Source organism: Planctopirus hydrillae, assembly GCF_001707835.1.
GTDB classification, from domain to species: Bacteria; Planctomycetota; Planctomycetia; order Planctomycetales; family Planctomycetaceae; genus Planctopirus; species Planctopirus hydrillae.
In genome coordinates, this window is the sequence record NZ_LYDR01000050.1 from 20982 (window position 1) to 42519 (window position 21538).

Consider the following 21538-nt stretch of genomic DNA (forward strand, 5'->3'; position numbering starts at 1 on the left):
AAAGCGCAGCTTAACAGAAAACAGTCCCCGGCACGAATGATTTTCAGCTTCCTTGATCGTATGGGGGGGATTTCAGGCCTGCCAGGTTTGTGGATTCTACCGCCAGCACGGATTTCTGCCGACCACAGCTTTCGAGAGGAAACCGGCCTCAGGTCCACTCTCTTGCCACGGAATCGGTTTTCGTTAGACTATGCTGATCGGTGGGGCGACCACTTCCCGCCGATGCTGGAGAGGTGGCTGAGTGGTCGATAGCACCGCTTTGCTAAAGCGGCGTGGGAGTCAAATCCTACCGCGGGTTCGAATCCCGCCCTCTCCGCTCATATTGCAGTGACGTTGCGTTCATGTTGCAGGCGCCGTTCATGTTGCAGGCGCATTGTTTTGGCCGGCACCCCTGATCACACGTCTGATGGGAATTCGCGCGGTCGAATTCCACGTTTCCCTATGGTCCTGTCAAAATTGATTTGCAGACGCAATCGGGTATTCTCAGTACGCTCGATTCAGGGAAACTTAGTTCCGCGATGAAGGGCGGTCGCCTGATGCGCTACTTCAAACAGCGAGGATGTTGCTTGCGCCGTGACTCTTTGGCCGCAAGTTGGGGCGAGTGCATCCGTTACGTCGAGATCGGCGATGACCGATACGCCGTTCGCCAGGTCGAGGTCTACAATAGCGGCCGTGTGCTGAGATACGAACGCTCGCACTGGTGCGACAGGTTCGGGCAGCTCTTTGGGTGTCTGTTTAGCCAAAAGCACAAAGCCATCGACGGGCGGCTCACAGCAGAAGTTATCGATGCCAAGGAGTTCGAGAGAGCTTGGCGCGAGGCCATTGACTCGCCGATGTGGGTACAGCAGGTGGAGCACTCGCTGGTAGCCGAATGGGGACTCGTGCCTCACTGGCTTCGAAAGGCACAACACCCGGAACAAGAAGTTGCGCCTGACAGCGGTCGTGTCATGGAATCTCGGGGTTCCCGTTCTCCTCGCCGTCACAGCAGGCGAGTTTGAGTGTTCGTACGGTTAATCCCCATCCAACGCAGTTTCGAGCAATCGCCGCCAATTAGCTTCCCAGCCCCGCACTCCAGCGACAAAAAGTTCAAACGGCGTCCTGTCCTCTCCGCTTGCCGCAGTGCGGCAAGAGTGGAGATTTGAGAGAGTCGTGAGTAAAACGAACGTCTCTCTCAAATCTCCTCTCTACTCTCAACTTTCCACTCTCTCTTGGCTTTCGCCTTCGAGTGATTGATTGTTGATCAGCAGGCGATCGACTTCGCCAACTCTGTCTGTGTGCTGGCTCACACGTATCCGGGTAGAAGACACATCTTTGCGGATCCCCGTTCAATCGTCTTGTCCTCTCGGCCGGCCACCATGCGAGAGCTAGTCGATATTTCCATCGAAGCGCTTTTTCGTTGTTCGGGTGAGCGTTGATCCTCGATATCGAGTTCACCCTGCCTGACCTTGGCAAACGATGCTCAGAGGATCGTGCCGTCGTTCTCATCTCGATGTCGAAAATGCGGTATAGCCCAGGTGCCGGGTGCGGTGTAGCATGAAACGACTGTGGGTGATCCGTCTCAACTCGCTTGAAACACCACGCATTGAGATTGATAAGTCCATACCACGCCGCCGAAGTGCGGTAACTTTTCTACCGCACTCCGGCGGTAGAGTACGTGTTATGCCTCAAGAAAGAAGATCACACTCCCCATGGCAAAGAAGAAAGCCGCACCTAGCGCATCGGCAAACGATGCGGCAAACAAGCGATCATACATTTCGCAGGCCGATGTCCCTGCTTACGGCATTGACGAAGCAATTCGCGTCGCAAATGCATTTCGAATACGCTGGAGGTCCCGCCACACCTCTCCAAGTTGCCGTAGCGATGAATTTGACTCCAACGTCAGGTACGTTTCGCAATCTATGCGGTGCTGCTATCGCATATGGCCTAACTACAGGTGGTTACAACTCTACTCAGATCACACTCGAAGATCTCGGGCGACGAATCGTGCAACCGCTTGAGGAAGGCGACGACGAAGTTGCAAAACGCGAAGCGATTTTGAAACCGCGGATCGTAGGTGACTTCTTACGTAAGTACCAGAATTCTCCATTGCCTCGCCGCGACATCGCCTTGAACGTCCTTATCACCATGGGTGTCCCAAAGGAACGTTCGGAATCAGTATATACGCTGATACTCGATAGCGCGCAGACCGGCGGCTTTATTCGTGAAATAAAGGGAAAGCAGTTCATTGATCTAACCGGCGTGGCGGCGGCCGTCGTCGCAAAGGCAAGCAACAATGAACCCGAAGGTCACGAGATCGAGATCGACGAGCTTTCCACAAAGAAAGACACGCCAACGCCTTCAAGTGCCGCATCATCTTCTGCGGTCAACCGTCGTGTTTTTATCACTCATGGCAAGAATCGTGAATTCATTGAACCAATCAAGAAGTTGCTAGGTTTTGGCGAGCTAATTCCCGTCGTTTCCGTCGACAAACAATCGGTCTCTAAACCAGTGCCGGACAAAGTGATGGACGACATGCGCAGTTGCGGCGCAGCAATCATTCATGTAGATGAAGAGCTCAAGTTCATCGACCAAGAGGCCAAAGAGCATGTCCTTGTAAACCAAAATGTCTTAATTGAAATCGGTGCGGCGATGGCTTTGTACGGCCGACGTTTCATCCTTTTGGTTAAGGATGGTGTGCGTCTTCCGTCGAATCTACAGGGCTTGTACGAGGTTCGGTATAAGTCCGATGCGCTTGATGGGGACACCACGATTCGATTGCTTGAGGCAATCAATGATATCAAGAACAACCCAGCACCATCTCGATATTCGGAGGCGAACAGTTAGGCCGAATAAGGCAGTGAACCCGAGCGGTGAATCGGGGAATTTTTAATTTCAACGGTTCGTGGCCGTAACCGTGTGATTTTGGTCGGTTTATAGCTGAAGTCGAGGTATCCGGATTGAAACGTCATCTCGCAATCGGCGACATTCATGGCTGCTATGATGCGTTGCGAAAACTCTGCGATGTCGTCGAGCTTGGACCTGAAGACACGATCATTACTCTTGGGGACTATCCAAATCGCGGGCCCGACACAAATGCCGTTCTGGACTGGCTCATCTATCTCCAGTCTGCTTACGATCTTCGGCCACTGCGCGGCAACCATGACATCATGATGTTGAACGCTCGTGAAGACGATTCCAGCTACCGCAAATGGATGGATGTCGGCGGTGACAAAACTCTTCAATCGTACGCGCCTTTTGACGGCGATACCGGCTCACTCGTTGACATACCGGATTCGCATTGGGACTTTCTCGAAAATAACCTGCTCTCCTACTTTGAAACAGAAACGCACTTTTTTGTTCATGCCAACGCGTACCCGGAGATATCGCTAGCCGATCAACCTGATTTTATGTTGTACTGGGAACCGTACGACAATCCACCGAAACACGAATCGGGCAAAATCATGGTCTGCGGTCACACGTCTCAGAAGTCAGGATTACCAATAGCGAATCCAAATTCTGTTTGTATTGACACACGGGCCTATGGCGGCGGGTGGCTATCTTGTTTGCATGTAGAATCAGGTATGATCTGGCAATCAAATCAACGCGGTGAGACACGTCGTCTCTGGCTGGATGAACTTCGCTGCGAAGATGCAGAATAACAAAGCAATGCACGGAACCGCGGGTCGCGCGTTTCCTGAGATCAATGTCGTTCGCTGCGGCCCGGTGAACGGTGGCGTTATCTAACTGAAATCCTCCGGCGTAGATGAATATGGAATACTATCTTGCCATTGATCTGGAAGCGACATGCTGTGATGACAATACGTTCCCACGGAACGAGATGGAAACGATCGAGATCGGCGCCGTCATGGTCTGCAAACGCACGCTTTTGTCGGTTGATGAGTTCCAGACGTTTGTCGCCCCAGTTCGAAATCCGGTTCTGACTAAATTCTGCATTCAACTGACAGGTATATCACAATCGCAGGTTGACGAGGCGCCGGGATTTAAGAATGCACTTCACAACCTGATGAACTGGGCCCAGTCGTTCCCTGGGTTCACGTTCTGCTCATGGGGCGACTATGATCGTAAGCAGATACGATCCGATTGCGAATTTCATGGACTTCCCTTTCCTTTGGGCGAAAGGCACATCAACCTTAAGGCGGAGTTCGCATCGATCAGGGGCCTGCGAAAGAAAATGGGCGTACAAGAGGCTTTACACGCAGTTGGTCTAAAGTTCATTGGTTCACATCATCGTGGCATCGATGATGCCCGTAACATTGCGAGTCTGATTCCATACATATATTCTCCTGAAGCCGGCGGATAATGATCGCGTGCACCTGAGCCGTGGGCGTCGAACCTTTTCAATTGCCCGCCACCCATCACTGCCTAAATTGATATTAAAGCCATGCAAGACTCACGAACACTTTCCACCGCACGGGTGCTGCCCTATTCACCGGAGGCGATCTTCTCGGCATTTGCATCGGCGCCAGTGCTGGCATCGTGGTGGGGGCCCGATGGATTTACAAACACGTTCGACGCCTTTGACTTCACTGTAGGTGGCAAGTGGATCTTTACCATGCATGGGCCGGATGGTACCAACTACGCCAATACAAGCTACTTCGAGGCACTTGAGCCGGGCAAACTTGTTGTCATTCGGCATGACTGCCCGCCCTACTTCACACTCACCGTACGTTTGTCAAAAGTCGATGGAGGCACGAACCTGACATGGGATCAAACCTTTGATGACGCAGCGACGGCTCAAGCCGTCAAAGCCAGAGTGGGAACCGCAAACGAAGAAAACCTAAACAGACTGACTCTGGTACTTGGCCAGGGAATCCAATGATTTGGAAATGGATGAGCAAAGTGCAATCCCTGGCAGCGGCACTTTCGATGCTCTCAACTCAACCTAGCGAACTGTTACACATGGAGCCGCGGGTCGCGCGAATCCTGAAATCAATGTCGTTCGCCGCGGCGCGGGTGAACAGTGGCGTTCGAATACAATTAGCATGAGTATGCCTCAACCAATCTTTGTCGCACTTATCGGCGCTACGGCTGAAAGAGTCGATCGCGCCAAGAAGTTTTTTCGTCTCAGTACACCCGGATTAGGGCCGTTCTACTTGGCTTCACTAGAAACTGAGCAATCTGGCAGTACACAACCACTGGTTCAACTTCCAAAAAATCAGATTACCATTTGGATCGCACTGGATCCTGAATCATTTCTAGCAGCAAGCCTGCAACATCAAGTTGATTCGCTGAATCCACGATACACCCGTGGATTTTATGACGAACTTTTGCCTGAACCATGTGTCCTCGTCAACATCGATCAATCCCCAGAAGAATCAAAGAGACGACTTACAGATCTTGCCCAGAAAATCACTAGCGCATGGTATGCATCGTCGTGACCCTACCGCTTAACACAAAAGAGTTATGACTTCCGTTCAACGGCAATTGAGGAACCGGCAGGTTTTATTTGACGAGCGGGGATTGCTCGCCAACTCATGCGTTTCCCAGAAAGTGACTGCGCGTTATTAGTTATGAGAACATGCTTGCCCAGAGCTGCTGTCTTTTACACACATCTCTGCATTCAAGTGTGGCTGGAGAATGCGTGGCTTAGTGAGGGGTGGTTGGGGTCAAACGTCCTCGTTTGCCCCCAGGTCACGGGACTTTAATTGTTTAGGGTGAACCTGTAGAAAGTCAGAAAGGCTTGTTTTGGGTGCATTTGCGCTAGTGAATTCGATTGACCAGAGGGCGGATGAAGATATCCGACCCCTGCCACCCCGGCGAGAAGGCATGCTTGCCCAGAGCTGCAAGCATGGCACACAACACAATAAGTCCGAGAGAAGACCCTCACCCTGCCCTCTCCCACGCAGACGCGGGCGAGGGTTCCAGAGGGGTATGCGGATGGCGCGGCTTCTTGTCGTTGTGTCGAACACAACGACCCGGCCACGAGATGGCCGGGCCACCCTGGGGTGGACTCAAAGACCAAGAAGTGTGTAATAGACCGCCCAGACCTGCAAGCAGGGCACACTGAGCGATCTGATTTCAGGGAAAGCATAAAGGTTGGGGCTTACCGTCATCCTGGCCTTCTCCCGGGAGAAGGGGTTGAAGGTCGATTTGCTCTCGCTCAATTGAAGATGTTCGCGGGCCATGGCAGTCAGAGTATAGCTGGCAGGCGACGGCAGTCAGGCGAGGATGGGGTGAATGACTTCGCCATGAACATCGGTCAGGCGGTAATCACGACCCTGGAAGCGATGGACCAGTTTCGTATGGTCAAAGCCCAGCAGGTGCATGATGGTTGCCTGCACGTCGTGAATGTGCATTTTGTTTTCCGCCACGCGGAAGCCCAGATCGTCGGAGGCTCCATACGAGAAGCTGCGCTTCACGCCGCCACCTGCCATCCACATGGTGAAGCAATCGGGATAATGATCGCGGCCCAGGATGCCACCACCCGAAGTTCGTCCTTCGCGGAAAGGTGTTCGACCAAATTCGCCGCCGCAAATGACCAGTGTGTCATCCAGCATGCCCCGCTGACGAAGATCCTTCAGCAAAGCGGCGATCGGCTTGTCCATCGTGCTGCACTTTTTCGTCAGTCCATCGCGAATATCTTCGCCGGGGCCTGTGCCGTGGAAATCCCAACCCCAGTCAAAGAGCTGCACAAAACGGACACCCTGCTCAACGAGGCGGCGGGCCAGGAGACAATTGTTGGCCAGCGAGGATTCGCCGGGTTTGGCCCCGTAGGCTTCAATGACATCGGCGGGTTCTTTAGAGATATCCATGACCTCGGGGACTGAGGCCTGCATGCGGAAGGCCAGTTCATACTGCGCAATACGTGTTAATGTCTCGGGATGACCTCCTTCGAGGGCCTGCAACTGATTCAGATCGCGCAGTGTATCGAGTGTCTGCCGGCGGAGCTGGCGATCCATCCCAGCCGGATCGGAAACATAGAGGACAGGATCGCCTTTGGACCGACACTGCACTCCCTGAAAGACCGATGGCAGAAACCCGCTGCCAAAACTGCTCTTACCACCATTGGGCTGGACGCCACTGGAAATGAGGACCACGAACCCAGGCAGATTCTCACTTTCCGATCCTAACCCGTAGGTGACCCACGAGCCGAGCGAGGGCCGGCCCGCACGCGGCGATCCGGTCAGCAACAAGAGTTCGGCTGGGGCATGATTGAACTGATCGGTCGTTACGGCTTTGAGCATGCAGAGCTCATCGGCCACTGTCTGCAGGTGAGGCAACGCATCGGACAGCCAGACGCCTCCCTCGCCATACTGGGCAAACTGGCGTGGTGTCCCGAGGAGTTTGGGAGTACCCGAGGTGAAGGCGAATGTCTTGCCTTTCAGATATTCATCGGGACATTCCTGCCCCGTCCGTTTGACCAGCTCGGGCTTGTAGTCATAGAGATCAAGATGGGGAGGTGAACCGGTCAGGTGAATGTAGATAACCCGCTGGGCGCTCGCCTGATGATGCGGCTGCCTGGGTGACATCGGATTCACGACCATCCCGGCAGGAACTCCGCCAGCGGCCGGAGTGGCATCTGCTGCGTGAGCTGCCTGTGGAAGACCTCCCATTTGAGTCGCGAGGGCCATGCTGCCTAATGAAAGACCGGTCTGCCCGAGAAAGTACCGCCGGGTTTGCTGTGCCAGATGGGACTGGGAAAGAGAGTGGAGGAACATGGTGGGAACCTTCTGGGGATTTTGTTGGTTGATGGTGGTGAGTGGGAGAGTTACTTCGCAGCCTCTTTGCCTGCCCGGGGGATATGGTTTGACTCGCATGATCCGTCGGCAAGAGCCTCACCCGGCCTTGCGGCCACCCCCTCCCCGCTGACACTCAAGCGGGGTACCGGGCGAGGGTTGTTTTTGAACCTTCTTGAGCCGCTTTTCTGGCTTTGTTTCTTCCTGCCTTCTGCCCTTCTCTCCTCAATCATCACCGTTTCATTAACGCTTCATCCAGATTGAGAATCACATTGGCAATTGTCGTCCAGGCCGCTCGTTGTGCGACCTGGCTTTCTTCGATCTGTGAATCTCCGGCCAGTTGGCGGGCCTGCTTGAGATCCTGCTGGAATGTCTGCAGTGTCGATTCGTAGAGCTGTTTGACTTTGTTCGACTCCTCCGGTGTGGGCTGTCGACAGAGAACTGTCGACCAGATCCACGCAATCTGTCCCTCGATATCGGCTGGAGCTTCTTTGAGCATGCGTTGCGACAGATGCTGTGACGCTTCGATGATCACCGGATCGTTGAGTGTCACCAGTGCCTGCAGCGGTGTATTGGTTCGCACCCGCCGGAGATTGCAAACTTCTCGCGTGGGGGCATCGAAGGTAATCATCGACGGATAAGGATTTGACCGCCGCCATTGCGTGTATATCGCGCGGCGGTACTGGTCTTCACCCTGACTGGTCTCCCAATCGGTATTGCCACCGAAAGCGGCATTCAGACCCAGTTTAGGCTGTGGAGGACGAACAGGTGGCCCGCCCATCTTGCGCGAGAGTAAGCCACTGACGAACAACGCCTGATCCCGCACCATTTCGGCACTGAGCCGTAATCGGGGCCCGCGGGCGAGCCAGCGATTTTCGGGATCTGCCAGATAGGCTTCCTGAGTTGTGCGGGATGATTGCCGATACGTCTGGCTCATTACGATGGTCTTGATCAAGGCCTTCAAATCCCACTTCACACGATGCAGTTCTGTCGCCAGCCAGTCGAGGAGTTCGGGGTGGCTGGGAAGCTCTCCTTGTGAGCCGAACTCTTCACTGGTTGAGACCAGACCCACGCCAAACAGATCTTCCCAGTATCGATTGGCAATGACACGGGCCGTGAGAGGATTGTCGGCACTCACGAGCCAGCGGGCCATTTCCAGCCGATTATTGATCTGCTGATGACTTTGCGACATAAAGACGGCCGGTATGCCTGGCGAAACGGGTTCACCCAGATCGAGGTAGTTGCCACGAAGCTGGACTCGGGTTTCTCGCCTTTGGCCTTCGGGAAGTTCGCTGTAAACCGGGACTGTGATCTGGCGGATGTTGGCCAGAGATTTTTCGTCGTCGGCTTTTTGTTTGCGGACTGCTTCTAACGCGGGGTGAGCTTCGAGGAACGTTTTGACGAGCAGTTGACGATCGTCATCGGTGCGTTGATCGGCAGTTTTCGAGAGAATTTCGCGGGCCGCAGCGGGATACTTCATCCAGGCGGTGACCTGAGGATCGGAGGTGGCCATGATCTGGAATGAACCCAGGAGATGTTTGTCCTGACTCGATTGCTGACGGATCGTGATGACCCACCAGCCATCCCCCGGTGCCTGCCAGGGTTCTGGAGGCAAGAGTGTTAACTGATGACGTTTTTTGTGTTGCCCGCCGACTGCCCAGCCTTGTTTTGGATCAATTTTCCCCGTGGAGAGCAGGCTATCCGCAGAAAAACCCTTTTGTGAGTAATCGGCAACCGCAACGGAAATCGGTAAAGTGGTTTTTCCCCGTGGAGAGATCGAAATCTGTGGCGAGGGGACTGTCGCGGGAGCTTGAGAAAACACCACTTCTCGATTCTCACCCAGTAACTCGACGATGTACCCGGCGAGTCGTTGTTCGAGAGAGCCGTCGGTTCGGTTCCAGAGAACGATTTCATCGATCTCGGAGACTTGCTGCAGGTCAACTTCCCACCAGGGATCTTGTGAAACAGCCGTGTGAGTGACGGAATTCTGATAGAAGTCTCCGGCGGTGTTTCCATCCACGGCCCTTTCGGCAGCACCTCCAAAATCGGTGGAACTTTGCCGGGCGGGTTTGTGGAGAGCCAGATTACTGGTATCGGGAACAGAAGCGTTGCGGCCCTTAACTTCGACTTCGGCCAGGTGAATCATCTTTCCTGCGCCCGGCAAACGAATACGCACAAAACGGGCCTGTGGAGACTGCGTGCTGTCGGCTGGTTCAAACTGAGCTTCAATACGGGAGATCACAAAGTTTCCGCCACCATGTCCGGCGCCACCACCGGGTAAGGCGGGATCGGGAATGGTTTCCAATCGCAGGCCGCCGATCGACTGGGCCGCCCGGGCTGGAATCGACAAGGTATAAACATCCTGCGGGGCCGCTTCGCGGGCTGCGATTCGCCCATCAGCCTGTACCACCAGTTCCAAGCCACTTTCGCGTGTAAGCTTCTCGGGAATCAGCGCATTCCACTGGAGTGTTCGCGGAAATGCGGTCTCCCAGGCCTGAAACTCGGCCACAAGATTCTCAGGCAAAGTCGAGAGTGCCCGTTCGTGCCGGGCAATCAGATCTCTCAATCGCTGGCGCTCCGATTCCTGCTCGGGCGTGTACCAGCTTTCCAGCGGCGATTCATCCCGGCGATCGGCATCAGCCGTATTGTTGAGCAGGGCGTAGAACTCGAAGTATTCTTTCTGCGAGAGCGGATCGTATTTGTGAGTGTGGCATTGAGCACATGCCATCGTCGTCCCCATCCAGACGGCGAAAGTGGTATTCACACGGTCAACGACTGCCACGGTGCGGAACTCTTCATCGTTAGTGCCCCCTTCGTTGTTGGTCAGCGTATTGCGATGAAATGCCGTTGCGATGCGCTGCTCCCGTGTGGGGTTGGGCAACAGATCTCCCGCCAGTTGCTCAATGGTGAACTGATCAAAGGGTTTATTGTGATTGAGTGAATCAATGACATAATCGCGATAGGCCCAGATGGTTCGTGGTGGATCATCGGCATAGCCGGCGGAATCGGCGTAGCGAGCCAGATCGAGCCAGCGATGAGCCCAGTGTTCTCCGTAAGCGGAACTGGCCAGCAATCGATCGACGACCTTTTCGTAGGCGCTGGAAGAGGTATCTTCAAGAAACGCCTGCAGCTCTTCACGCGTCGGCGGCAGGCCCGTTAAATCGAGGCTCACCCGTCGAATCAAGGCTTCTCGATCAGCTTCCAGAGCGGGTTTGAGATTCAACTCTTTGAGCTTTCGCTGCACCAGTTCATCAATTGCTCCCGCCATCACTGCCGGCGATTGATCCGGTTGATGCTGTGTGGCCACGACGACTGGTCGCACGGGTTTGACATAGCTCCAGTGTGGTTCGTATTTCGCTCCTTCAGAAATCCATTTTTTGAGCAGATCCACTTCGCGGGGACTGAGTTTTCGCCCCACGGAAGGTGGCGGCATGACCAGGTCGGCGTCTGTCGAAAGGATACGCTCGATCATCCCACTGGCTTCCGGATGGCCCGCCTTGATGGCCTGAGCACCACCACCCAGATCAGCCGTGGCTCCTTCGAACGTATCTAACCTCAGACCATCGGTGCCTCCCTTGCGGTCGGCTTCATCCGGGCCATGGCAATGGAAGCAGGCATTGGAAAGAATCGGCTTGATATCGCGCACAAAGCTGACAGATTCGGCCTGGGCGGATTGCACGAACATTAAAAACGCGAATCCACAGCCGATGCATGATCCCAACCAGTGACTGGTGTTGTAACGAGCCATAGAGTTTCTCGAAAAATGATTCGTCGTGGGTGCGAGTTCAAGAGGAACACCGTGGTTCGGAAGCAAGCTCACGAGGGGCCTGTACCGATCATTACGTTCTTCGCAAGAGAATCGTCAGATCATCTTGCGGCGGTGGGAGATTCGCTGATCGCTCGGCAGAAAGCAGCCAGTTCCCCGGCTCGCATTACCACCACCTCTCAATTTGGCAGAAATCTCGCCAGAAGCTGCCGGAGAGGACGATCAGGTCAATTAAGCGTATCACAAAGTTCCAGGGATTGAAAACAGGAAAAAGATCAAGCCGCCTGATCAATTGCCGAGAAGTCCCAATGGACCGGACGGCGTGCGACAGACCCTTCCCGAAAATTTTCCCTCTCGATGAACCTGCCGCTGGTCTCTATCTCCAGCGAAGCGGCCAGACATCTGTTCATGATGAGTCTGTTCAATCTCGTGAGAATCGGGGCATGCTTCCCTCGTGCGAACCCTCGATTGTAAAACTCGAGTCACGAACGAATTTCTACGGAGAAATCCCTAATCGTCATGTTAGACTATCAGTATGCTTTGTCCGGGCCAGTTGCATCTCCGTTAAGTGCTTCAAGCGTAATACCCTTCTGCCAGTGCTGATTGAGGCTCCCCTCATGGCGACAATTGTCGATCGTTCGGATCCTTTGTCTTCTGCTGAGTTTGTGACAGTTGACCCTGCGATGGCAGCACTGGTCGACAGGCGTCATCGCAAGATTGCCGACTGGCTCAAATCTCATCAGTTCGACGCTGCGTTACTGACGGATCCCGCCAATCAGTCGTGGCTCTCGGCGGGTGCTGATTTTTCTGGCGCCGAGATGTCGGGCCCTTCGACGGCGATGTTCGTCACACCCGAATCGCGTGTGATTGTCTGCCATAACGTGGCCTCTTCTCGAGTTTTCGAAACCTGTATTGGTGGCATGGGATTCCAGATCAAAGAGCGTCCGTGGTACGAACCGCTTGAAGTCTTATTGGCGGATTTATGCCGTAGCCGAAAGGTGGTGCTGGATCGTTTTGGTCCATTGGGCGAAGCCCGGACCGAGGCGTTTCGTAATTTTCGCTGGCCACTCGATGACCACGATGTGGAACAGCTCAAAATGGGTTCAAAAATCATAACTCATGCCGTGGAAGCGACTTGCCGCGGCTGGTATCCGGGGAAACGGGAGTGCGAGCTGGCTGGCGAAGTTTCGCATCGCCTGCTCAAGCACGAAGTGACTCCCGTTCGTGTGCAGATCCTCGCTGATGGTCGGGCCAGGCGTTTCCGCGACTGGGCATGGTCTGAAGATGAAACGACCAGCACAGTCACGATCGTGGCCATTGGTCGTTACAAAGGGATGCATTGCGGAGTCAGCCGGACGGTTCTTGATGGGCCGCTGGAAGGGAGTTTTGCCGAAGCCTGGGAAAAGCTGGCATTGGTTCTCGGGACAGCCATGTTTTTCTCACTGGGCAGCACGCCTTTGAGCCAGATCTGGGGTAAAGTCGCTCGCATTTACGAAAAGTTTGGCTGTGCCGATGAATGGGAAATGGCTCCTCAAGGAGAGCTGCTCGACTACGGCCGCATTTCGGCACTGATTACGCCTCAATCCAAAGTGGCCGTCCCGGCGCGCGGGGCTATTTTCTGGCGGCCATCGATTGCGATGGCGATGGCGGGAGAAACTGTTCTGGCGACGGAAGAAGGAGCGCGAGTCCTGACTCACAGTGGCGACTGGCCCACCTGGGATGTCGAAATCAAAGGAAGCCACGTCCCGGTCACGGCGATTCTCAGCCGCAGCGAATAACGCAAAACTTATGGCAAAAGGCATGTCGACTGGCTCTTGAGAGGTTTGCGCATATAGTTCGCTGATAACGACTTACCTCCCCGACTTCTCCAACCTTCGTGCTCTTCGTGATCTTCGTGGTGATCCTGCCTTCAAACCGTCGGGATCCAGTTTCTGAGCGATCTGGCGCCGTCAGACCCAACCGTGGATTTTGTCACCGATCCCGGAAATCGAATAGGTCTGAAGCATCGAAACGAGCATGCTTGCTCCGCGCTGCGGATGTGGCAGGAGACTTTGTGCCTCGGGTCAAACGTCTTTGTTTGCCTCCAGGTCGTTGGACTTTGATGAACTCTGTTGAACGTGCACGAAAGTCAAGAAGACTCATTCCGGATGCATTTGCGCTGGTGAAGCTGATTGATCAGGGGGCGAATGAGGACATTCGACCCCTGCCACCCGACAGAACGAAAACATGAGGTTGAAAAGTGTAAAGTCCACGCCTCGGCACTATGAAATACGGAAAAACCCTCACCCTGCCCTCTCCCACGCAGACGCGGGCGAGGGTTCCAGACGGGCATGCGCATGACGAGTTGGGCACGATTTGGCCGGGCCACCCTTGGGTAGCAGCAGTTGTGTGTCATAGACAGCCGCAAGCATGGCACACTCGCTGGGGGTTTGAAGACTCAACCCCAACCACTGACCGAAATACTTGAGAACTGTGCGATCTGGCGGCGTCAGACCCAATCGTGGATCAACGACGGACCTGCATTCGCTGCCACAAACCCCGCGAAAGGTATCGTGAGAACTGAGCTTTCTGGCAGCGTCAGACCCAATCGTGGATCAACGACGGACCTGCATTCGCTACCACAAACCCCGCGAAAGGTATCGTGAGTTCTGAGCTTTCTGGCAGCGTCAGACCCATTCGCGAATCAACGACGGGCCCGCATACGCTGCCACAAACCCCGCAGGGGGGGGAATTGGCATAGGGGAGTTTTTTGGAGTTTGTTAAACTGTGGGGGATGGTTTGTTTTCTGGATGATTTTTGATCGCAAGGAACGCGATGACTCCCTCACCTGCCACCTTGATGGAACCGGATACCAAGACTGAAGTGAATGCCTTGAATCGAGGATCAGGTCCAGCGAGCGACTCGGGTCATGAGGCTGAGGTGCGGCGGCTGATCGCGCAGGCAAGAAGCCGTATTGAGCGGCCTGATGACGAGATTGAAAATCCTGTCTCGGCCGGCTGGGGCTTGCTGTCGATGTCGGCGGTCTTGATGTGGGCCACATTTGCACCGCTAGATCAGGGATATCTGGGCTGGCTGGCCCTGGTACCTGTCCTGTGGCTGGTGCAGAGACCACGGTGGTCGAAACGCACCATCCTGGCGGCGTATGTGACGTCGCTGGTCAGCCAGTTAGCGTCATTGCAATGGATGCGGCTGGGAGATCCCACCATGTATGTGGCCTGGGTCGCTCTGGCGGCATACATCGCCTGTTATCTGCCTGTATTTCTGCTGCTTTCCCGGCTGGCTGTGCACCGGTGGAAAGTCCCGCTGGTGGTGGCGGCCCCCGTGATCTGGGTCGCACTGGAGTTTGTGAAGGCTCATTTGTTCACAGGTTTTGCGTGGTACCTGATGGGTCACTCGCAATATCGCTGGCTGGAAATGATTCAGATCAGCGATCTGGGCGGGGCCTATCTGGTCAGTTTTGTGGTGGTCACTGGTGCCTGTGCCATCATGATGGCTGTAGCTCGCTTGTGGGGAACATGGCTCAGTCGGCGAAAGTCGGCTGCACAGGCTGCGACTTCGATCGAATGGGCGATGGGTAAGTCGGCTGTCGTGCAGATTCTGGCGGCTTCCGTACTGATTTCAGCCTCGCTCGGTTACGGCTATTTGCGGCGCTCACAGGCGAATTTTACTCCTGGCCCGAAAATGGCTTTGATTCAGGGGAATTACCCGGCATCACTGGTCGCACGAGCCGACGATTCTGCACCGATTTTCGTTACACATATGCGAATGACGGGGATGTCGGTGGCTCATCGGCCGGATGTGATCGTCTGGCCCGAAACCATGTTCCGCTGGCCATTGTTTGATGTCCCTGCCGATTGGACCGATGAGAAACTGAAGTCGTTGAGAAATGGCCCGCCCATCGCGGCCTGGCGCGATCAGACCATTCGCAAGACGTTGGCGGGGGAAGCCCAGAAAGCGGGCGCTGCCCTGATTCTGGGCCTGGAGTCGATTGTGCCGAGCGAAGAGAAGATTCTCCGACACAACTCAGCAGCTTTTGTAAGGCCCGACCTGGGAGTGATGGGGCGCTACGACAAAATTCACCTGGTTCCTTTTGGCGAATATCTGCCACTGTCTCAGACGATACCGGCTCTGAAGTTCTTCCTGCCTCCCGAGATGAGAAACTCGTTTGGGCTCGATGACGGCAAATCGGCGGCTGTCTTTGAGTACGGCAAGTGGCGTATGGTCCCCGTGATCTGTTTTGAAGACACCGTCCCACATCTGGTGCGGGATATTGTTGGCAGTGTCAGTGAGAAGGAGCAGGGTCGGCAGGTCGATGTCCTGGTCAATCTTTCAAACGACGGCTGGTTTCACGGATCGAGTGAACTGGAGCAGCATCTGATCACCGCAGCTTTTCGAGCGGTTGAAACACGAACACCACTTGTTCGAGCAGTGAATACAGGGATTTCGGCATTCATCGATGGCGATGGGGCGATTCTCGAGCCAGAGGTTTATCTTGATGGTGATCGGTTGGGAAGAACCAGCCCGCGCGACCCGAAAACCGGTGCCTGGCTGAAGCAGGTCAACAGTGCCCAGATCCGCACAGTTCCACTCGATGACCGCACCAGTTTCTATGTGCAATATGGTGATTGGTTCACCGCCTTGTGTGGGTTGCTGGTGGGAATACTGCTGACAGCCGAGTTCGTCAGCCGCTGCCAGACCTGGAGGCAGCAAAAGGCGTAACCGGTAGTTTTCTGATCCAAGGTCTCGACAGTCCCTGAAGAATTGGCCAGACTGACGGAGGGAACAACGGAGAGGACTGTCATGAATGCACGAGAACAACTGCTTCAGGAGGCACTGAAGCTCTCTGTCGCAGATCAACAATATTTAGCTCAATCGTTAGCCGATCATCTCATTGCCTGTATTCCTCAACCTGTTGCGGAGATTGAGGGAACAAATCCTGATGAATTCTGTCAGGAATTAATCAGACGATCTGCCGCCTACCAGAAGGGAGATGCTATTTCGCGGCCTGTATTCGAGTGGCTGGCAGAATTTCGAACTCGGCAGCAGGGTGAAAGAGCCAATTGAAGATTCATATCATTGATGAAGCTGCGGAGGAAATTGATTCTGCGAGGAGCTACTTCAATCTGCGGGCCTATGCTCTCGGCGACAGGTTTTTGGATGACATTGAAGAGACATTGAAGCGAATTGAACAGGACCCTTTCGGTCTTCCTCTCCTGTAAACACATCCTGAATCAATGTCTTACCGGCGCGCATTACTGAAGGTGTTTCGATACGCCGTGATCTTTGAAATACTTGCGGATAAAGTGCTCGTTGTGGCTGTTTGTCACACCAGCCGAACTCCTCACTACTGGCTGAAAAGACGGGAATCGTAACCGATCTTTCCCGATTCGGCGGAACGACATAAAACACGGCATCGGCCTGTATCAGGAGTGATGCCACATGTCCTATTTCGTTTCAAACTGCCTCATGACTGCCCGCAGTTATGGCAGAGTCATGATTCTGTGCCTCGTACTGGCAATGACTGGCTGTGCAAAAGCCCCGCAGGATGCCAGGACAGCCACTGATTCCTCTGAGAAGGCTTTTGTCGTCTCACCGTTGACGGCTTCCGGCGGCCCGGCTGGTGCTGCCGACTTCCCACTCGATGATGGATCTGCTGCTGCGATGCCATCAATTTCTGATGGCCCGATTCTGCCAGATCTTCCCGTACAGACAGAACCTGCGATTGCCGGCAATGAACCCCCACCCTTTCCTGCCGAAGAGCCAGGAAAGGAAGAGACGGGTATGGAAACTGTGACTGTCACCGTGAATGGTAAAGCCGCCATCGAACCCAAAACGATCGAGTTTGGAGAATTTGATCCATCCCAAGGTGTTGCTCGCGAGATCCAGCCCCGGCCCGCGATTTCGCCAACAGCCCGGCAATCTTCCGATAGTGGATTTACCCGCGAAACCATCTACTTTGCGACCAATCGAAAACGCACGGGTTCAACCAGTGCCAAGGAGGCATACAGTTCCCATCGAGGCGAACTGCAATGGGGAATGTGCCAGGTCAGCATTCCTTACAAGCATAAGCCCGGCGAAATGGAATCGCCCAAATGGTACCAGTGGAGTGAAGATCCCAAGCAGCACATTATCCTGATGGAGCCTCTTGAACAGCTTTCGGAAGCCAATTGGATGACTCGGATTCGACAGAAGCTGGCGGGTGCCAGCTCGAGTGAGATTCTCGTTTTTGTGCATGGCTACAACGTCACTTTCGAGAATGCGGTTCGCCGGACGGCTCAGCTTTCCTACGATCTCAATTTCCCAGGGGCGGCCGTCTGCTTCAGTTGGCCGGCGGGGAACAGCATGGTTTATACGACTGACTGGACCAATGCGGAATGGTCGTTGCCGCATTGCCTGCATGTTCTCAAGCAGTTGGCTTTGTTTTCGAGGGCCGACAAGATTCATATTGTCGCTCACAGTATGGGGAGCCGAGTGGTGACTTTTTCGCTCAAAGAGCTGCTGCGCGAGTTGCCAGTACTCGATAACCAGCCGCTCTTTAATCAGGTCGTTCTGGCGGCTCCTGATCTCGATGCTGAGATCTTCCGCACGCAGATCGCACCGGCAATTCAGAAGGCCTCCCGCAGGCTGACGATTTACGCTTCTGAGCAGGATCTGGCTTTGAAGCTCTCTCAAGGACTGAATGGTGGCACTCGACTGGGAACGGCCACACCTGTCTCATTGACGACGACGGGCTTCGAGTGGATCGACTGCATCGATGCCACGGCGATGAGTCAGGAGCCCATGATGACCTTACAGCATGCATATTACGGCGATTCGCCGCGTATGATCAGTGATCTGCGCAGAGTGCTGGCTGGTGAGAATGCCACAATGCGGGGACTTATTTGTGAAAAACCCGGGCTCTTTCAGATTCGTTGAGGCCGGGCTGATCTAAGGGGATTTGAGTAAGCCACTCGCCTGCAACACAGCCGTTTGAACGGCCAGATCGTGGGCGTAGGAGTAATCACTCAGCTTTTCACCCCGGATGATCTTCGCCATATCGGCGGCATCTCCGACATAACGGGCATACTTGGGAAGTTCGATCTCCTGCACGCCCTTGCGATAGACCTTTCCAGTATCGGGATCGGTCACTGGCTCAGCCAGAGAGAGCCGGACCGAGGGATTATCGAGTGGTTGAATGTGGAAGGTTCCTCGTGTCCCGCACACAGTGACATGTCTGCGGGCAAAACCTTCCACTTCCACGCCTGTCGAGCGAATGGTGGCAGTGGCTTTGGGGTATTCGAAAACCGCCAGCATGTTATCGATCAGACGATCTTGACCAGTGACGACCTGCCTCGAGAACGACGTGATGCGATCAGGTTGCGGAAGAACATTCAGCACCAGATCAATCACATGGCAGCCGAGTTCGAACATGATCCCGCCAGGATAGGCTCCCAGTTGCTCGCGAGTGCGGGGATCGAGGATTTTACTCATGACGGCGTGGACTTCAAAGATCTCGCCCAGCCAGCCTTGCTGAATAAACTTCTTGAGAAGTAAATAGCCCAGGTTATAGCGAAACATATAGCCCATCTGCACGAGGAGGGATTGCCGCTCGGCGTTTTGCAGAATCCGGCGATATTGTTCGAGAGATTCTCCGGCTGGTTTATCGAGATGCACATGTTTGCCAGCGGCAATACAGGCTTCCGTTTGATCCAGCAGGTGACGAACTTCGGTCTCGATCAGCACCGCCTGCAAGCCGGGCTGGGATAGAAGTTCCTCGCGAGTCATCCAGGGGAGATCTCGAAAAGCCGGTTTGTTCTGAGCCGCCAGCCTGAGTTTTTCATCCGGCTCAACAATCCCTACCACCTCGTAATCGGGCGAGTTGCGATAAACGGCCAGCTTATCCGCATGCGCATGCCCGACGCCGATCTGACCGATTTTGATGCGTGGCAATGGTGATCCGGGAGAGACATTGCCGTCCTTTGCTGTGGCCCGCAAGGACTGCGCTAACCCTGTGCCAGCCGTGGCAGCAACACTTCCCAACCATTTCAAGACATCGCGTCGATCGAGCGTGAACATGGGATTCTTCTCTTCAGAGGATCTACTCTTCGGCGTCAAGCGGACGAATCTGGCTGGCGGGTGGTTGGGCTGCCAATTGGGTCACTGTCACATCCCAGTAGAGACCCTGTTCGAGTTGATACTCCTGACTGCGCTTGCGCCCCATGGCTTCCCAGATCCAGGCGACAAGAGTCCGCAGGGCCCGGCAATGTTGAGGGTTTTCCAAGACTTTCCGGAGATCGAGTTTCTTGGCAATGGATGCTCCGTGCTTTATTTCCCGAAATTTTTCTTTCGGATCAATTGAACGAATCGCCTTGTCGATTTCCTGTTTTGGATGGCGAATATTCTCTACATCGCCCGGATATTCACCAAGCAATGTCTTACAAACCTGATTCACCACTTCAGGATGCTTGAAGTAATAGGCTTCGATCATGTTGACGAAGAAATGCACAGAGAATCGATTCTTTATTTCCGGCTGTGCGTCGAGTATGCGATGAATTTGTTCCTGGTAAAAGTTAAACTGTGATTCTGCTAAGAATCGTCTTTCTGTTTCAAGATCATCGACGAGAACTGCATAGTGTCCTGTCGAGGTCAAGAGCCAGGGCCGTATCTTCTTGACGGTCGCCTTGTCGATCTTTTCTAGAACCTCTTTTCCATGTTTTGCAAGTTTTTTGGCGTTCGTCGAAACCGTGATCTGCGGAAATGCATAGTCCGCTGTGATGATCACCTCACCAGATTCAAAATGTCTTAACTGGCGAAAAAAGGTAGCTAGAAAGGTTTCCTCACCTTCCCCGGTCACGAATAGCTTCAGATGAATCTGGCGCCAACCACTCATTCCACTGCATCCATTTCGGTGAAAAGCGGTTTATCTCCCTGTTTCCCGATAATATTCATTTGGTAGAGTGATCCGAGATCGTATCGATCCAACAAGTCACGGTCTTCCTGAATCTCACTGACGCGAGTGGCCGTCACGCCGGTTTCTCCGGACTGCATCAGCAGAATCTCATCTTCTTTGAACTCTGATAGCAGCGTCGGGGAATGAGTAGCAATGATCACCTGCCGGTTCCACTTCGACGTGGCCTCTTTAATGGCATCGGCCAGGACCGTGAGCGCCCAAGGGTGGAGGGAAAGATCGGGTTCGTCGAGCACAACTAATGACGCTCGATTCCCAGAGACGTACAGCAAACATAAGCAATATGCCAAATGGAAGAGTCCATCCGGTGCCAAATTAACTGGATAGGGTAAATCCTGTTTATGTTCGTGCACGAGGCATGTGACATTCTGTCCTGTGGTTTTGAGTTCGAACTCGCGAAAACTAGGAAATGCTCGATTTAGAAACGACAGAATCCTTTGGTAGATGATTCTAGATGCGTGATCATCTCGAAGATTTCTCAGAACATTCCATAGCCCTTCGCCATGCTCTCCTAAATCAAGGCCATCTTGAGATCTCGAACCAGATTGCCCCAGTTGATCGATATTAAAACGACGACAGTTTGTAATTAAAGCAGTTCCAAGTTCAAACTGAAATCCTATCAGATCGGTAAGGTCGATAGCAATTTTTTCATTCCATAAATCGGCTTCTAAAGCTAGATCCCAAAGGCTCCTGCTGGTAAATCGTTCATTAGATGTCAAGTATTTTACTGGTGACAGAGGGTGTCCCCAGATTTGCTTTAGAGATGAGTCAAAAACAATTAATTTGCCGTCTTGACTATTGAGTACAAGAAGTTCATCGCCAGTAGCATAATCATTAGACGAAACATCGAAGCAGCGGGAATATTCAAGAGTCTCATGCTGAATTGAGATGGTAGTGATCGTTTCGCGAGGCAACCCCAAAGTTCGTAGTGCTGAAACACCGCCAGCTCTACGGACTGAGTCTCTGAGCCCTAGTCGAATCGTGGATGAGAATAAGTCCAGCCCCTGAAGGAACGTTGATTTGCCCGATCCATTTGGCCCAAACAACACGTTGATCGGCCTCAGGTCGACATGCAACTTGCGGATGGATCGAAAGTTTTCGAACGAAATCGAATCGAACATGATCAATGCTCCTTCAGGGCATTGCGAC

15 protein-coding genes and 1 tRNA gene are annotated in these 21538 nt (G+C 53.8%); 11 read left to right on the plus strand and 5 right to left on the minus strand.

Features of this window, described 5'->3' with window-relative positions:
• Positions 1-227: 227 nt before the first annotated feature.
• From A6X21_RS06495 to A6X21_RS06525, 7 genes are all read left to right on the plus strand, one after another.
• Positions 228-316, plus strand: a tRNA-Ser gene (locus tag A6X21_RS06495).
• 220 nt (positions 317-536) lie between these two features.
• Positions 537-998 (plus strand): DUF6881 domain-containing protein, encoded by a 462-nt coding sequence (locus A6X21_RS25485; RefSeq protein ID WP_369009487.1) that lies wholly within the window; start codon positions 537-539, stop codon positions 996-998.
• Positions 999-1533: 535 nt separating this feature from the next.
• Positions 1534-2823 (plus strand): TIR domain-containing protein, encoded by a 1290-nt coding sequence (locus A6X21_RS06505; RefSeq protein ID WP_083233440.1) that lies wholly within the window; start codon positions 1534-1536, stop codon positions 2821-2823.
• Between the two features lie 113 nt (positions 2824-2936).
• The gene (locus tag A6X21_RS06510) at positions 2937-3638 is read left to right on the plus strand and encodes a metallophosphoesterase family protein (protein WP_068846807.1); all 702 of its coding nucleotides are present in this window, start codon (positions 2937-2939) and stop codon (positions 3636-3638) included.
• Between the two features lie 110 nt (positions 3639-3748).
• Complete coding sequence (locus A6X21_RS06515) at positions 3749-4300, plus strand: 3'-5' exonuclease (RefSeq protein ID WP_205847401.1); 552 nt, start codon at positions 3749-3751, stop codon at positions 4298-4300.
• An 81-nt stretch (positions 4301-4381) separates the two neighbouring features.
• On the plus strand, positions 4382-4819 hold the full coding sequence (locus A6X21_RS06520; RefSeq protein ID WP_068846809.1) for an SRPBCC domain-containing protein: 438 nt from the start codon (positions 4382-4384) through the stop codon (positions 4817-4819).
• A gap of 163 nt (positions 4820-4982) precedes the next feature.
• Positions 4983-5378: a hypothetical protein gene (locus A6X21_RS06525; protein ID WP_131818218.1), complete on the plus strand. Its 396-nt coding sequence runs from the start codon at positions 4983-4985 to the stop codon at positions 5376-5378.
• A gap of 780 nt (positions 5379-6158) precedes the next feature.
• On the opposite strand, the gene A6X21_RS06530 is transcribed toward A6X21_RS06525, so the two are convergent.
• Together A6X21_RS06530 and A6X21_RS06540 are read right to left on the minus strand one after the other, a co-directional pair.
• A complete protein-coding gene (locus tag A6X21_RS06530) occupies positions 6159-7658 on the minus strand; it encodes a DUF1501 domain-containing protein (RefSeq protein ID WP_068846811.1) in 1500 nt (499 codons plus the stop codon).
• Between the two features lie 250 nt (positions 7659-7908).
• The gene (locus A6X21_RS06540; protein WP_068846813.1) at positions 7909-11424 is read right to left on the minus strand and encodes a DUF1553 domain-containing protein; all 3516 of its coding nucleotides are present in this window, start codon (positions 11422-11424) and stop codon (positions 7909-7911) included.
• A gap of 635 nt (positions 11425-12059) precedes the next feature.
• Between A6X21_RS06540 and A6X21_RS06545 the strand changes: the two genes are divergently transcribed.
• The 4 genes from A6X21_RS06545 (at position 12060) to A6X21_RS06565 (ending at position 18357) form a co-directional block, all read left to right on the plus strand.
• Entirely contained in the window at positions 12060-13220 is a 1161-nt protein-coding gene (locus tag A6X21_RS06545) for a M24 family metallopeptidase (protein ID WP_131818219.1), read from the plus strand.
• A 1036-nt stretch (positions 13221-14256) separates the two neighbouring features.
• Positions 14257-16161 carry an apolipoprotein N-acyltransferase gene (gene lnt, locus A6X21_RS06555; RefSeq protein ID WP_068846816.1) on the plus strand — a complete coding sequence of 635 codons (1905 nt, stop codon included), beginning with the start codon at positions 14257-14259 and terminating at the stop codon, positions 16159-16161.
• A gap of 81 nt (positions 16162-16242) precedes the next feature.
• Positions 16243-16506: a hypothetical protein gene (locus tag A6X21_RS06560; protein WP_068846817.1), complete on the plus strand. Its 264-nt coding sequence runs from the start codon at positions 16243-16245 to the stop codon at positions 16504-16506.
• Positions 16507-16881: 375 nt separating this feature from the next.
• A complete protein-coding gene (locus A6X21_RS06565; RefSeq protein WP_068846818.1) occupies positions 16882-18357 on the plus strand; it encodes an alpha/beta hydrolase in 1476 nt (491 codons plus the stop codon).
• A 12-nt stretch (positions 18358-18369) separates the two neighbouring features.
• On the opposite strand, the gene A6X21_RS06570 is transcribed toward A6X21_RS06565, so the two are convergent.
• Genes A6X21_RS06570 through A6X21_RS06580 form a run of 3 tightly spaced genes read right to left on the minus strand, consistent with a single transcriptional unit; the run spans position 18370 to position 21510 of the window.
• Positions 18370-19497, minus strand: coding sequence for a Gfo/Idh/MocA family protein (locus A6X21_RS06570; RefSeq protein ID WP_068846819.1), 1128 nt, complete (start codon positions 19495-19497; stop codon positions 18370-18372).
• 22 nt (positions 19498-19519) lie between these two features.
• Complete coding sequence (locus A6X21_RS06575) at positions 19520-20311, minus strand: DUF4276 family protein (protein ID WP_068846820.1); 792 nt, start codon at positions 20309-20311, stop codon at positions 19520-19522.
• A complete protein-coding gene (locus tag A6X21_RS06580; RefSeq protein WP_068846821.1) occupies positions 20308-21510 on the minus strand; it encodes an AAA family ATPase in 1203 nt (400 codons plus the stop codon). The genes A6X21_RS06575 and A6X21_RS06580 overlap by 4 nt, the downstream gene beginning before the upstream one ends.
• Between the last annotated feature and the right edge of the window lie 28 nt (positions 21511-21538).

Excerpts from the sequence above, each read along its gene's own strand:
- A6X21_RS06545 (WP_131818219.1), top strand. The coding sequence starts at position 12,060 with ATGGCGACAATTGTCGATCGTTCGGATCCTTTGTCTTCTGCTGAGTTT.
- A6X21_RS06570 (WP_068846819.1), bottom strand. The coding sequence starts at position 19,497 with ATGTTCACGCTCGATCGACGCGATGTCTTGAAATGGTTGGGAAGTGTT.
- A6X21_RS06515 (WP_205847401.1), top strand. The coding sequence starts at position 3,749 with ATGGAATACTATCTTGCCATTGATCTGGAAGCGACATGCTGTGATGAC.
- A6X21_RS06505 (WP_083233440.1), top strand. The coding sequence starts at position 1,534 with ATGAAACGACTGTGGGTGATCCGTCTCAACTCGCTTGAAACACCACGC.
- A6X21_RS06520 (WP_068846809.1), top strand. The coding sequence starts at position 4,382 with ATGCAAGACTCACGAACACTTTCCACCGCACGGGTGCTGCCCTATTCA.
- A6X21_RS06540 (WP_068846813.1), bottom strand. The coding sequence starts at position 11,424 with ATGGCTCGTTACAACACCAGTCACTGGTTGGGATCATGCATCGGCTGT.
- A6X21_RS06525 (WP_131818218.1), top strand. The coding sequence starts at position 4,983 with ATGAGTATGCCTCAACCAATCTTTGTCGCACTTATCGGCGCTACGGCT.
- lnt (WP_068846816.1), top strand. The coding sequence starts at position 14,257 with ATGACTCCCTCACCTGCCACCTTGATGGAACCGGATACCAAGACTGAA.
- A6X21_RS06560 (WP_068846817.1), top strand. The coding sequence starts at position 16,243 with ATGAATGCACGAGAACAACTGCTTCAGGAGGCACTGAAGCTCTCTGTC.
- A6X21_RS25485 (WP_369009487.1), top strand. The coding sequence starts at position 537 with ATGCGCTACTTCAAACAGCGAGGATGTTGCTTGCGCCGTGACTCTTTG.
- A6X21_RS06575 (WP_068846820.1), bottom strand. The coding sequence starts at position 20,311 with ATGAGTGGTTGGCGCCAGATTCATCTGAAGCTATTCGTGACCGGGGAA.
- A6X21_RS06580 (WP_068846821.1), bottom strand. The coding sequence starts at position 21,510 with ATGTTCGATTCGATTTCGTTCGAAAACTTTCGATCCATCCGCAAGTTG.
- A6X21_RS06565 (WP_068846818.1), top strand. The coding sequence starts at position 16,882 with ATGTCCTATTTCGTTTCAAACTGCCTCATGACTGCCCGCAGTTATGGC.
- A6X21_RS06530 (WP_068846811.1), bottom strand. The coding sequence starts at position 7,658 with ATGTTCCTCCACTCTCTTTCCCAGTCCCATCTGGCACAGCAAACCCGG.